An 11882-nucleotide genomic window follows, 5' to 3' on the forward strand; every position below is an offset into this window, starting at 1 on the left:
GATGGCCTGGCCGCATCGACTGCATCGATACGGGGCAACTCGCCTGCGGACACTCGACTAGCGGCCCGCGGACATCAGCGGACACCGAAGCGGACGCAGGCGAGTCGCCGAGGCGATGGGCGAGCACGACGAGCCGAAGAAACTCCGTTCGTGCGGGCGATCAAATCTCACGTAGCCGTTGCAACCATTTTCGCGGCGGCTGCATCTCAAGTTCGAACGCGCGCGCCGATGAGCATCACTACGGAATCAGGAACGGAGAAACATCATGTCATTCAAGTCAACGGTCACTTCCACAATCGCGAGCGTCATCGGCGTTGCAGCATTCTCATTGGTTGCGGCCAGCGCGCAGGCAGCGGAATCCCCCGCTCCGCGGATCACGGTGCAGCTCGCTGACTTCGATCTTTCGAAGTCGAAAGATGCGAAAGCGCTCTACACGCGTCTGCGCAGCGCGGCTCGCGGCGTCTGCAGCTCGATCGACGGCAACGATCTGCGCAGTCGTCGCGACAACCTCGAGTGCAAGCAGTCCGCCCTCGACAACGCCGTCGACGAAGTGGGCAACGCTCAGCTGAGCGCGCTGCATCGCTCTGAATCCGGCATCCGCATCGCATCGCGCAACGCGTCCGATCGCAGCTGATGCGCCTCGAATCCCCGATCGTGCCCGCGATCGGGTCGCCACCGGCGAGATCACCGAGCTGCGAATCGGTGTTCTCGCCGGATGGTGCCTCCTGATCATTCCGTTCGCGCCGGCGGCGTCTTCGGCACGCCGAGCCGGCTCTCGCGGATCGTGATGTAGAGCGTCGAGACGATGATGATCGATGCGCCGATCATCGTGAGCGTGTTCGGGATGTCGCCGAACAGCACGTAGCCGAGAGCGACCGCGAAGATCAGCCGCGTGTAATCGACGGGTGCCATCACGGCCGCGTCGCCCTCCGCCATGCCTTTGATGTAAGTCCATTGCGTGATCGTGCCTAGCACGCCCATCGTCGCGAGCAACGCCAGATCGACGGTCGTCGGCCAGCGCCATACGAACAGTGCGGGCGGCACGGCCAGCACGAATCCCAGCACCGCGGACCATGCCATGAGCGTCGTCGATGTGTGATCGCGTGTCATGAACTTCATGCCCGTGACCGTCAGCGCAACGAGCAGCGCCGATGCGAGTGCCGCGAGGACAGGAGCTTCCATCTCACCGTGCGCGGCGGGCTGCAACATCAACAACGCGCCGAGAAAGCCGACGACTGTCGCCGCGATGCGTCGCGGGCCGACCGCCTCCTTCAGGACGAAGGCGGCGAGCGGCACGAGCCACAGTGTCCGGGTGAACGACAATGCATTCGCATCGGCGAGCGGCAGCTTCGAATAGGCGTAGAACGCCAGGATCATTCCCATCGTCCCCGCCAGTGCGCGAAAGAGCAGGATTCCGGGGCGCGACGTCCGCAGCGCGCCGGACGGATTGCGAATGATGATCGGCAGCATCACTACCAGACCAAAGGCCTGCCGATAGAAGGTCTGCAGCGTCGCGGGATAGTCCTCGCCCAGGAGCTTGATGAGCATCGTCATCACCGTAAAGGCGACGGCCGACAGCAGCATCCACAGCGCGCCGCGAGCATTCGGAGGCAGGCGGCGATAGGCGGCGGAGAGGGTGCTCACATTCTTCTTGCGATACGGAAGGCGACGACCGTGCCGCCGCACGGTTGCGACTGTATCAGCAGAAGAGAGGATCGTGGGCTCCGCGGCTCACGACCGCAGAGCGGGAGAAATCAGAAGCGCGTTCCGAACAATCCCACGACCCCGATGAGGATCAGGTAGATCGCGACGATGTAGTTGAGCAGTCGCGGCAGGATCAGGATGAGGATGCCGGCAATGAGTGCTGCGAGAGGGCCGATGCTGATGCCAATGTTCATGGAAGGAGGCCTCGTTATAGGAGACACACTCGTACGCGGCGATGGTGGGGAAGGTTCCGGGACCGGTCGGCTGCCGGCTTCTGGCCGCTGGCCAGAGAGCAGGAACGATTAACTGGCCAGCTGCTTCTGGAGCCACGAAGAAATTGCACCGATCTCTTCCATGCACACTGAATGCTCCATCGGGTAGGCCTGCCAGTCGATCGCGTAGTTGAGCTTCTGCAGCAGGTCGCGTGAGGCGACGCCCATCGCGGCCGGGACGACCTGGTCGTAGGTGCCGTGGCACATCAGGATCGGAATGTCGCGATTCGCCCCCGACGCTTCGGATGCGACGGAGCTTTGCAGCGGCAGATACGTCGACAGTGCCATGATGCCGGCCAGTCGCTGCGGATAGCGCAGCGCCGTGTGGAGCGCGATGGCGCCACCCTGCGAAAACCCGGCGATGACGATGCGGTTCGCGCCGATGCCGGCTGCAACCTGCTCTTCGATGTACTTGCCGACGACCTGTGCCGATTCGCGAATGCCCGCGTCGTCCTCGACGCGGCTACCGCCGCCCAGGCTCTTGATGTCGTACCAGGCGCGCATCACGTAACCGTTGTTGATCGTCACCGGCCGCTGGCGCGCATGCGGAAAGATGAAGCGGACGGGCAGCGTCGCGGGCAGCTTCAACTCCTCGACGACCGGCACGAAGTCATAGCCATCCGCGCCCAGTCCGTGCAGCCAGATGACCGCGGCGGTCGGGGCCGCGGAGGGATCGAGGATGACGTGGGATTCGGATTCGGTGGCGGAGTAGGGCATGGTCGGAGGGTGACGCGTGATGGGTGACGATTGCCGCGAGCGAGAATAGCAGACACGATCCTGCCGGCCGAAACGTCACCCGTCACCCGTCACCTTCTCTGCCTTCAACACTTCAGCCACCGCCTCGCCCAGCGCCGCGCTGTCGAACGGCTTGCGCAGCAGCGAAATCGCGCCGAGCATCGATTCGATCGTGGCGCTGTCGGCGTAGCCGGAAACCATCAGAATCCGCAAGTCTTTGCGGCGCTGCTGTGCTCCACGTGCGACTTCGGCGCCGTTCATGCCCGGCATCGCGAAGTCGACAATCAGCAGATCGAAAGGCTGCGCATCGAGCAGCTCGAGTGCCCCTGCGCCGTTGTCGATATCGGTGACGCGATAGCCGAGCAGGCGCAGCGACTCCGTGATGAAGCGGCGCACCTGGCGATCGTCATCCACGATGAGGATGGAAACATCCCGCACGTCGCGAGGCGTCGGTACGGTCGGCGGATGGCTTCGCGCATGAGCGATGTATCCGGAGACGGAAGGGTTGGCGGCGGCGGGGAGCACCATCCGGATAGTCGTGCCTTGCGCGACTGCGCTGTCGATGAACAAAGTGCCGCCTGACTCGCGCATCACGCCATAAACCTGCGACAGGCCGAGACCTGTGCCATGACCGACGCGCTTCGTCGTGAAGAACGGTTCGATCGCGCGTGCACGGATCTCGTCGGGCATGCCGCTGCCGGTATCCGAAACGCGAATCTCCACGTAGGGACGTCGTTGCAGTTCGCGCAGATCGAGATCGACCACGCGATGTGTCGAGATGGACAGCGATCCGCCGGCGGGCATGGCATCGCGGGCATTGACGATGAGATTGAGCAGCGCGAGCTCGAGCTGATTGGCATCGCTCATCACATAGCGCGCGTCGGGACCGACGCTGATGCGCACAGAGATGGCGGGTCCCGCGGACTGGCGCAGCAGCGCGCCCATGCCATCGAGTAGTTGATCGAGATCCACTGTCGCGAGCTGCATGCGCTGGCTGCGTGAGAACGCCAGCAGTTGTGACGTCACTTTCGCTCCGCGCCGGGCAGCCTCGAGCGCGTTGTCGGCGAGGCGCTGGAGTCTCTCGTTGCCCTCGACCCGGTTCCGGATCATGTCGAGGTTGCCGATGATCGCGGTCAGCAGGTTGTTGAAGTCGTGCGCGATGCCGCCGGTGAGCTGGCCGACTGCCTCCATCTTCTGGGACTGGCGCAACGCTTCGTCGGCCCGGCGCCGCTCCGCCATGTCGCGCAGCACGAGCAGAACCAGGATTGCCGCGAGCGCCGCGCTGCCCAATCCCGCGATACCGGCAACGACGAACGACCACGAGGTGGGAGTGTCGATCAGCGTCGATGCAACGGCAACGTGGGCGGACCAGCCAGACCAGGGTGATGTCTGGAAAGCGGTGTAGTTGCGGAACCCCTCGTATGTCACGCCCCTGTAGAAGCCGCTCAATCCGGTGCTGGCCGCATCGCGCAGGACCTGCGTCGCCGGCTGGCCGACGCGCTTGGCATAGTCATGCGTGCGCGCGACGAAGTTGCCGTGTCGATCGACAACGGCGGCGATCGTGGACTTGGGCACCTGCGAGAGCAGGATGTCCTGGAAAACAGTGGCCCGGACGGAGGCGACGAGAACGAACCTGACCGTGCCGTCGCGACGCACCGGCACATAGACGTGCACGACGGGTTCTTCTTCCATCGTGATGCCGCCGATCACGGGCTCCATCGTCGAAGCCAGTCGCTGCGCGCTTTCGGTTCCGGGAAGCGCGGCTGGATGGGGCGGGGCGAAATCCCGGGCGACGTTGAAGATCTCCTGCGCATGCTCGAGATCGTAGATGCGCAGCGTCAGCCAATGCGGATTGGCGGCGAGCGTGCGCTGCAGACGAGGGTGAAAGTTGGTCCAGTCGAGCGACTCGAAGTAGACGGACGAGCTGAGCATGTTCAACGCACGAACGTCGCCGCGCAGGCTGGCCTCGCTGAGGTTCACGACCGTGGAGCTGCGGCGCAGGGTCTCGGTCTCGATCTGGGAGCGTTCGGCCCGCAGGAAATAGAAGGCGCCCACGGCCCCGAACACGATGGTCGGCAACGTTGCCGCGACCCCGAGGGCAATCAGGGAACGCCGAAAGAACTTCATTTATGCTTGTTGTCCGCTCGAACGCCGCAGCGGCGAACGCGCGGGATCGTCTCACTTCGCGCGGGGCGTTGCCAATCCCCGTGGGCGACAACGGTGCAGTGAGTCGGCGATCTGGGGGGGTTCGGCCCATGTTATCGGCCGGGTTATCGGCCGGGTTATCGGCCGGCGGATCGCGAAGGAGAAAATCACTCCGGGAGCGGCATCCTTACCGCACTTGAGCTCAGGGGGGATTGATCTCGAGTGCGCTTCCCGGAGTGAGAAGAAGAATTACAAGAAACGTTCTTCCAGGCAGTCGATCAGCGTGCGCTGAGCACCGTCGTCTGAGCGAGTGCGGTCGAGCTGTACGGCTTGCCGTTCAGCGAGAGCACGACACCCGAACGATCGACGACGCAAGTCGCCTTGGCGACCTTCTTGCCGCTCGTCTTGCCGGTGGCAGTGAGCGCGATGCGATAAGCGCGGGCGTGCTGATCGAGCGGGCTCGCGGCCGACTCGTTCTTCTGCACGGTGTAGGGACGTTCCTTCTCGAGGCTCGAGCTGACGAATGCATTGACGCATGCATCCATCGCGGCGTCCGAGTGAGCGCCGACCGCGTCGGCTTGCGTCACGAGCGGTGCTGCAAAGAGGGGCAGCAGCGCGACGAGAAGAGTCTTTCTGGTGCGGGTACGAATCGTGGCAGTGTTCATGGCGGCATCCTTGAAGCGTGGCGAAGAGGGCAGAGCGGTTGAATCGGGCACGGTTTCAATTTACGAACCGCGTGTGCTCCCGACAAACGATATGAATTCACGCTCGGATGAATTTCGCTCACGTGCCGCCGGACAAAAATTCACCGGCGCTTAACGAAGCGTAAACATGCGCGCGGCACACTTGACCGAATCAGCTTTTCTTTGCTGATTCAGGCGCGAATGACACGCAGGGAATACCGAGGGAATGCGCTGAGAGCGCTGTGACCGGAATCAGATGTGTGTGACGTGCGTCACGCTGCGATCCGGAACTCGTTGAGCAGCCACTGAGTGAGCGCGCGCACGTCGGGACGATTCGCATCCTCGCGACGCAGGAGAAGGAAGTAGCTCTCGCCCGTCTGCAGCTCCGTGCTGAACAGGCGCACGAGCGATCCTTGCTCGAAGCGGTCATTGCCGATGCGCGAAGCGACGAGTGCGACGCCAACGCCATGCTCCGCGGCTTCGGCAGCGGCGGCCATCGTGTCGAAGCGCACGATCTTCTTCGGACGCAGGCGCGTGCCGAGCGATTCGGCCCAGCGCTCCCAGCCATCGCGACGCGCTTCGTGAACGATCAGCGTGTGCTGGTTCAGATCCTCGACCGTATTGATCGGTGTCCGCAGCAGCAGTGAAGGCGAGCAGGCGGGCACGAACGCCTGCGAGAAGAGCTTGTGGCAATCGAGACCGGAGTCCGGCGTAGCGTTCACTACGATCGATACATCCGCATCGGACGGATGCGTCTGCATCGGCGCGAGAGCGGTGTTGATATGAATGTCTGTGTCGGGTTGCGCTTCGAGCAGCGCGGGCAGCTTCGGCAGCAGCAGCTCAGTCGCGAAGAACGGCGGCATGTGCAGACGGACGACGCCGCGGCCGTAGCGGGCCTTGAGCTGTTCCGTCACCGATTCGAGGCGCGAGAACATCGAATCGATGTGCTGCAGATAATGTTCGCCGGCTTCCGTGAGCGTGAGCGAATGCGGTCCGCGATCGAACAGCGGTACACCGAGCTGCTCCTCGAGCGCCTTGATCTGGTGACTCACGGCCGAGGGCGTGATGAACAATTCCTCCGCGGCCGCCTTGAAGCTCAGGCGGGCAGCGGCGACCTGGAAGGTCTTCAGAAATTTCAATGAAGGTAGACGCATATCCCTTTGACGACGACTCGCGACGACAGATCCACTTTCTCTCTTGCGCAGGCTGAACCGTTTCGCCGCAAACCGGACGCGACGGTGTCGCCCAATGACAAAATTTCACCGCTCGCGCGGGCCTGGTTGCACCGCCCGCGCGGGGCCTGGTTGAACGAATCCGGATGGTTGAGCGCAGCGGCGGCAGCGCTTGGATGACTGACACTGAGACAGATCACTCAGGGTCCGGTTCAGCGGTCCGAGAGCATCTGGCTGTGTGCCGATCACCCCCGGACGTATGCCGTCGGTTTCGTTCGGGGTTTCCCCGAATGCACGCGACGGCGCTTTCAACGATGCAGATTTCCTTACCCTGGACAAAGCAAGTCCCGTGCCGACATGCGGAAGGCCGGTTTTCCGCCTTTCCGCTCGCGCCGAAGCAGCGTTGCTGCTCCAGCCGGGACAACGCATCCCTCGACACCGCACTTATACAGTGCGGCGCTGCGTGCGATTAACGCAAATATCCATGACAACAAAACGGGCGGCGATGGGACCGTTTCGTTACGTCTTGCCGTTCGCCACCTTCGCATAGGTCAGCGGTACAGCCGCCTCGGGCGAAAGCACGCGAAACGTAAAACTCTCCTGCAGATAGAGCAGGACGGACGTGCTCGTGTGGTCGAGATAGCCGATGGAGAAGTCCTGGCCGACCGACAGTTCGAAGTCGCCGCCCCGCAGGCTCATCACGACGGCACCATCGGCGGCGGGTGCCCACACGATGGGACCATCGAGCAATTCGCGTACGTGATCGATGACGGGATAGCCGCGAGACGTGCTGCGCGTAAGCCCGGTGTAGCAGCGAGGACCGAGCGCGATGCCGTAGGGACCGTTCACTCCTTCGCTGCGCAGACGATGAGTCGCTTCGGCGACGACGTCCGGATAGGCCTCGAACGAATCCGGGATCGTGAGGCTCTGTGGTGCCGACGCACGGAAGATGCCGTCGATGCGCGCCGCATCGTAGCCCTGAAAAATAGCTCGATCCTCGGCCACAGCGGCGGCGCGTGCAGCGTTGCGCACGGAATCGAGATCAGGATCCTTCGCACCGCGCGCTACGGCTTCGAGCTCTTCGCGCTGCACTTCGAACGGAATGCGAATTTCGACCATCGGCTGTACGAGGCGCACTCTCGATGCGACGCCTTCCTGAATCGGTGGCGACAATTTCTCCGCACGCCCGAGAGAGACAGCTGCGGTGTCCCAGCCCAGCGGACCATTGAAGTCGACGAGCTGGCGAGCCGCGAGCAGCACTTTCAGCGTGCGGCTGGCCTCCGCATCGATTTCCTTCCAGGCATCGGCCGAGATCGGGGCGAGTGGGCGTAACAAATCGTTCATGAGCGCGACTCCAGCTACTTGCGCAGGCTGCCGATGTCGAGGCAGCCGTCGTTGTCGGCTCCGTCGCCGGATCCGTGCTCCGCTTCGTGCTCGATCTCCAGCAACGGCTTCTCCGTGAAGAGATACGTGCGCAGGTGCTCATCGAGCTTCGGGTCGTGACGCCGCAGCCATTCGAGCACCATCGCCGCGTGTTCTTTTTCCTCGTCACGATTGTGCGCGAGGATCTGGCGCAGCTGCGCGTCATCGGACGCATCGATACGCTGGTCGTACCAGTCGACTGCCTCGAGCTCTTCCATCAGCGACGCGACCGCCCGATGCCGATCGATCGTTTCCTTTTTCAGTCGATCCGCATCCTCATGCAACCCGGCACTGCTGGCAGTCATGGAAGGACTCCGTGAAGGAAGTAGGTAGTCGCCATTCGCAATGATGGCGTAGGGATGTACTGCAACTCTGTACGCATAGGACGAAGCGGTTGGCGGTTAGCGGTTGGCGGTTAGTTCGGACGAGAAGACGGGGGAACAAGCCACGAGCCGCTCCGGTTCCGAACCAACCGCCAACCGCCAACCGCTTTTCTTTGCTTGCCACCATCAGATCCATAAACTATTAGTGGGTGGTGTTCGAGCTCATGTTCACGCATCCGTTGTGGGCCTGGCGAACCGGCACATTTGCCCTTGCAAGCGGATGGCCACGCTGGATGCTGGCGGCTGCGTTCATCATCGGCGTCGCAGTGATTGCGGCGACGCTCTGGCGCAACCGGCCGCTTGGTGCAGCGAAGCTGGCCACGATCGGCGTTCTGCAGGCGGCCTTGCTCGCGTTGCTCCTGGGCATGCTCTGGCGGCCCGTACTGCACGTCGAACGGGTTCGCGACCGGGAGAACGTCCTGGCGATCGCCATCGATACGTCGGGCAGCATGGCCTACGACGACATGGTCGACGGCGACGGCGCTCGTTCGCGTCTGCAGCGCGCGGCGGCAGCACTGGACGAAGATGCGCTTGCCGCATTGCAGAGAAGCTTCGAAGTCCGGCTGTTCAGTTTCGCCGGCAAGGCAGAGTCGCTGCCGACCCTGCAGGCGATGCCGCCACCAGGAGCACAGACCCGCATCGGCGATTCGCTGATCCAGTTGCTGCAGACTGCCGGCAGCGTCCCGCTCGCCGGCATCGTCCTGATGACCGATGGCGCGGAAAATGGCGAGACGCTGAGCGAAGAACAGCTCGCGGCGATTGCGTCCTATGGCGTTCCGGTTCACACCGTCGGGGTCGGTGCCGAGAAGATCCCGGCCGATCTCGAGCTCGAACAAGTCCGTGTCGCACAGGTTGCGCCGGCGGGTGCAACGGTGACCGCTTCGGTTCGCGTCCGCCACGATGCGGGCGGCGAGAGTCGTCTGCGCGTTTACGATCAGGAGAAACTGCTGGCGGCGCGCGAGATCGTGCTGCCCGCGAGCTCATCGGTCAGCACGCACACCATCGAATTTCCGGCGGGCGATCCGGGCACGCACGACCTGCGATTCGCGCTCGACGGTCTCGAAGGCGAACCGGATCTCATCAACAATTCACGCGCGCATGTGCTGAATGTGCCCGCGGCCCGCCGTCGCATTCTCTATGTCGAAGGCGAGCCGCGATGGGAATACAAGTTCCTGCGCCGCGCGATCGAACCCGAGCGATCGTTGCGGCTGACGAGCGCCGTGCGCACGACGCCGAACAAATATTTCCGCCAGGGAGTGAGCTCGGGCACCGAGTTGCCCGATGGATTCCCGTCCGATCTTGCCGAACTGTTTTCGTACGACGCGCTGATCATCGGCAGCTTCGATTCGGCCAGCCTGTCGACGCAGCAGCATCAGATGCTGCGCCAGTTCGTTGATCGGCGCGGCGGCAGCGTGCTGATGCTGGCAGGGCGAAACGGACTCTCGGCCGGCGGCTGGGACCGCACGGCCCTGGCGCAAACGTTGCCGACCCAGCTGCCGCAACGACAGCCACAGAGTTTCATTCAGCGGGTGGCGCTCGCGCGACCCACGCTGTACGCCACTGAATCCCCGATCACGCGCCTCCATGTCGATCCCGCCCGCAATGCGGAGTTGTGGCAGACCCTGCCGAGGCTGGCTGACTTTCAGGCGCTTGGCCGATTGAAGCCGGGTGCGATCGTTCTGCTCGAAGCAGGTGTCGAGCGGGGGGCGACGCCCCTGTTGGTATGGCAACGGTTCGGTCAGGGAGCAACCTACCTGCTCGGCACCGCGAGCACGCTGCGCTGGCAGCTGAGTACGGAGCCGGCTGATCAGCGTCACGAATTGTTCTGGCGGCAGCTCGCTCATGCGCTGGCCGATGGCGCGCCGCCCCGGGCGTCCCTGACGAGCGAGCGGTCCGTGTACAACGACGAGCGCCAGGTGCACCTGGAAGCGCAGTTGCGCAATGCGCGCTTCGAACCGATCGACGGCGCGCAGGTCGAACTTCTGGTTGCGCCGGAACGCGACGAGCCGTACAGCGTTGCAATGCAGCCCTCGCAGTCCGGCGAAGGACGTTATGTCGCCAGTTTCGACGCGCCCGCGACCGGCCTGTATCGAATCGATATGACTGCCCGCACCCCGGAAGGCGAGCTGGAAACAGCCACCGCCTACGTCCGTCGCAACGACGGATTGCTGGAGCACTACGGCGTGCGCCAGAACCGTCCCGTGCTCGAGCGCATCGCTTCGGTCACCGGCGGCCGTTACTGGAAACTCACCGACCTGGATCAACTCGCCGCCGCCATCCCCTATTCGAAGGCGGGTATCGTCGAGCGGCAGACGCTCGATCTGTGGAATCTGCCGATTGTGTTTCTGGTCTTGCTGGCGCTGAAGCTCAGCGAATGGCTGCTGCGGCTAAGGTGGGGACGGCTGTGAAGAGATGGGCGACTGGCGACCGGCTGCTGGCTGCTGGCAAGGCGCGGGCCGCCAGCACTCAGTGGTTTTTCGCGGGCGCCGTCCTGCTAGCGAGTGGAGTCAGTGCGGATACGTATTCGCTGGTCGTCAGTGGGCTCGGTGGCGAGCCGGGCTATGAGCAGCGGTTCAGCGAACAGGCTGAGAAGATCGCGGCCGCGTCGCGCAATCTCACGGGCAGCGAAGCGACGACGACATTGCTGACGGGGGCGAAAGCCGATCGCGAGTCCGTGAGGCGCGAGCTGCGTTCGCTCGCTGCGAAGGCCGGGCCCGACGATGAAGTGATCATCACGCTCATCGGTCACGGAACGTTCGACGGCGAACAGTACCGGTTCAATCTGCCGGGTCCGGATCTCACCGCTGCCGAACTGGGCACGTTGTTCGATGCGCTTCGGGCACGGCGCCAGTTGATCGTGAATGCAACGAGCGCGAGCGGCGCCGTCGTCGACAGCTGGAAGCGTGAGCAGCGCCTCGTCATCACGGCTACGAAGAGCGGCGGCGAACGAACTGCGACACGCTTTGCCGAGCACTGGGTCAGTGCCCTCACGAGTCTCGAAGCCGACACCAACAAGGACGACATCATCACGGCCACCGAGGCGTTCGAGTACGCCACGCGCAAGGTGACGGAGTCGTTCAAGTCCGATGCGCTCCTCGCCACTGAGCACTCGCGTCTTTCCGGCGAGAACGCGGGGCGATTCCAGGTTGCGCGCATGGGCACGGCGGCTCGCGTGACATCCGATCCCGCGATGAACGAGATGTATGCGCAGCGCGTACGCATCGAGCGCGAACTGGATGCGGTGAAGGAGCGCAAGGCGTCGATGGTTGTGGACGCGTACTACGACGAGCTCGAAGGCGTGCTCGTCAGGCTCGCGCAACTGCAGCGGCAGATCGATGCGAAGCAACCGGCGGGGAGGGAATAGCG

The 11882-nt window shown here is 63.6% G+C and carries 11 protein-coding genes; 3 read left to right on the forward strand and 8 right to left on the reverse strand.

The genetic code is table 11. The features are described 5' to 3' along the window. Positions 1–265 precede the first annotated feature (265 nt). The gene (locus tag HNQ60_RS10175; RefSeq protein ID WP_184331279.1) at positions 266–634 is read left to right on the forward strand and encodes a UrcA family protein; all 369 of its coding nucleotides are present in this window, start codon (positions 266–268) and stop codon (positions 632–634) included. 95 nt (positions 635–729) lie between these two features. Here the strand turns inward: HNQ60_RS10175 and HNQ60_RS10180 are convergent, their stop codons facing one another. The 8 genes from HNQ60_RS10180 to HNQ60_RS10215 form a co-directional block, all read right to left on the reverse strand. Continuing rightward, positions 730–1644 (reverse strand): DMT family transporter, encoded by a 915-nt coding sequence (locus tag HNQ60_RS10180; RefSeq protein ID WP_221304119.1) that lies wholly within the window; start codon positions 1642–1644, stop codon positions 730–732. 110 nt (positions 1645–1754) lie between these two features. Continuing rightward, the gene (locus HNQ60_RS10185) at positions 1755–1898 is read right to left on the reverse strand and encodes a DUF3096 domain-containing protein (RefSeq protein ID WP_184331281.1); all 144 of its coding nucleotides are present in this window, start codon (positions 1896–1898) and stop codon (positions 1755–1757) included. Positions 1899–2006: 108 nt separating this feature from the next. After that, the gene (locus tag HNQ60_RS10190; RefSeq protein WP_184331283.1) at positions 2007–2693 is read right to left on the reverse strand and encodes an alpha/beta hydrolase; all 687 of its coding nucleotides are present in this window, start codon (positions 2691–2693) and stop codon (positions 2007–2009) included. Positions 2694–2768: 75 nt separating this feature from the next. Beyond that, entirely contained in the window at positions 2769–4838 is a 2070-nt protein-coding gene (locus HNQ60_RS10195; protein ID WP_184331285.1) for a response regulator, read from the reverse strand. 296 nt (positions 4839–5134) lie between these two features. Then, complete coding sequence (locus HNQ60_RS10200; protein WP_184331287.1) at positions 5135–5521, reverse strand: hypothetical protein; 387 nt, start codon at positions 5519–5521, stop codon at positions 5135–5137. A 290-nt stretch (positions 5522–5811) separates the two neighbouring features. Then, a complete protein-coding gene (locus HNQ60_RS10205; RefSeq protein WP_184331289.1) occupies positions 5812–6678 on the reverse strand; it encodes a LysR substrate-binding domain-containing protein in 867 nt (288 codons plus the stop codon). Positions 6679–7230: 552 nt separating this feature from the next. Continuing rightward, positions 7231–8055: a family 1 encapsulin nanocompartment shell protein gene (locus HNQ60_RS10210; protein WP_184331291.1), complete on the reverse strand. Its 825-nt coding sequence runs from the start codon at positions 8053–8055 to the stop codon at positions 7231–7233. Between the two features lie 14 nt (positions 8056–8069). Further along, positions 8070–8438 carry an encapsulin-associated ferritin-like protein gene (locus tag HNQ60_RS10215; RefSeq protein WP_184331293.1) on the reverse strand — a complete coding sequence of 123 codons (369 nt, stop codon included), beginning with the start codon at positions 8436–8438 and terminating at the stop codon, positions 8070–8072. Between the two features lie 242 nt (positions 8439–8680). On the opposite strand from HNQ60_RS10215, the gene HNQ60_RS10220 reads away from it, so the two are divergent. Together HNQ60_RS10220 and HNQ60_RS10225 are read left to right on the forward strand one after the other, a co-directional pair. Next, positions 8681–10924, forward strand: a complete 2244-nt coding sequence (locus HNQ60_RS10220) for a hypothetical protein (RefSeq protein ID WP_184331295.1) — start codon at positions 8681–8683, stop codon at positions 10922–10924. Next, a complete protein-coding gene (locus HNQ60_RS10225; protein WP_184331297.1) occupies positions 10891–11880 on the forward strand; it encodes a C13 family peptidase in 990 nt (329 codons plus the stop codon). The genes HNQ60_RS10220 and HNQ60_RS10225 overlap by 34 nt, the downstream gene beginning before the upstream one ends. Positions 11881–11882 lie beyond the last annotated feature (2 nt).

This window comes from Povalibacter uvarum (genome assembly GCF_014202975.1).
GTDB classification, from domain to species: domain Bacteria; phylum Pseudomonadota; class Gammaproteobacteria; order Steroidobacterales; family Steroidobacteraceae; genus Steroidobacter; species Steroidobacter uvarum.

Excerpts from the sequence above, each read along its gene's own strand:
- HNQ60_RS10175 (WP_184331279.1), top strand. The coding sequence starts at position 266 with ATGTCATTCAAGTCAACGGTCACTTCCACAATCGCGAGCGTCATCGGC.
- HNQ60_RS10185 (WP_184331281.1), bottom strand. The coding sequence starts at position 1,898 with ATGAACATTGGCATCAGCATCGGCCCTCTCGCAGCACTCATTGCCGGC.
- HNQ60_RS10190 (WP_184331283.1), bottom strand. The coding sequence starts at position 2,693 with ATGCCCTACTCCGCCACCGAATCCGAATCCCACGTCATCCTCGATCCC.
- HNQ60_RS10195 (WP_184331285.1), bottom strand. The coding sequence starts at position 4,838 with ATGAAGTTCTTTCGGCGTTCCCTGATTGCCCTCGGGGTCGCGGCAACG.
- HNQ60_RS10200 (WP_184331287.1), bottom strand. The coding sequence starts at position 5,521 with ATGAACACTGCCACGATTCGTACCCGCACCAGAAAGACTCTTCTCGTC.
- HNQ60_RS10210 (WP_184331291.1), bottom strand. The coding sequence starts at position 8,055 with ATGAACGATTTGTTACGCCCACTCGCCCCGATCTCGGCCGATGCCTGG.
- HNQ60_RS10215 (WP_184331293.1), bottom strand. The coding sequence starts at position 8,438 with ATGACTGCCAGCAGTGCCGGGTTGCATGAGGATGCGGATCGACTGAAA.
- HNQ60_RS10220 (WP_184331295.1), top strand. The coding sequence starts at position 8,681 with ATGTTCACGCATCCGTTGTGGGCCTGGCGAACCGGCACATTTGCCCTT.
- HNQ60_RS10225 (WP_184331297.1), top strand. The coding sequence starts at position 10,891 with ATGGCTGCTGCGGCTAAGGTGGGGACGGCTGTGAAGAGATGGGCGACT.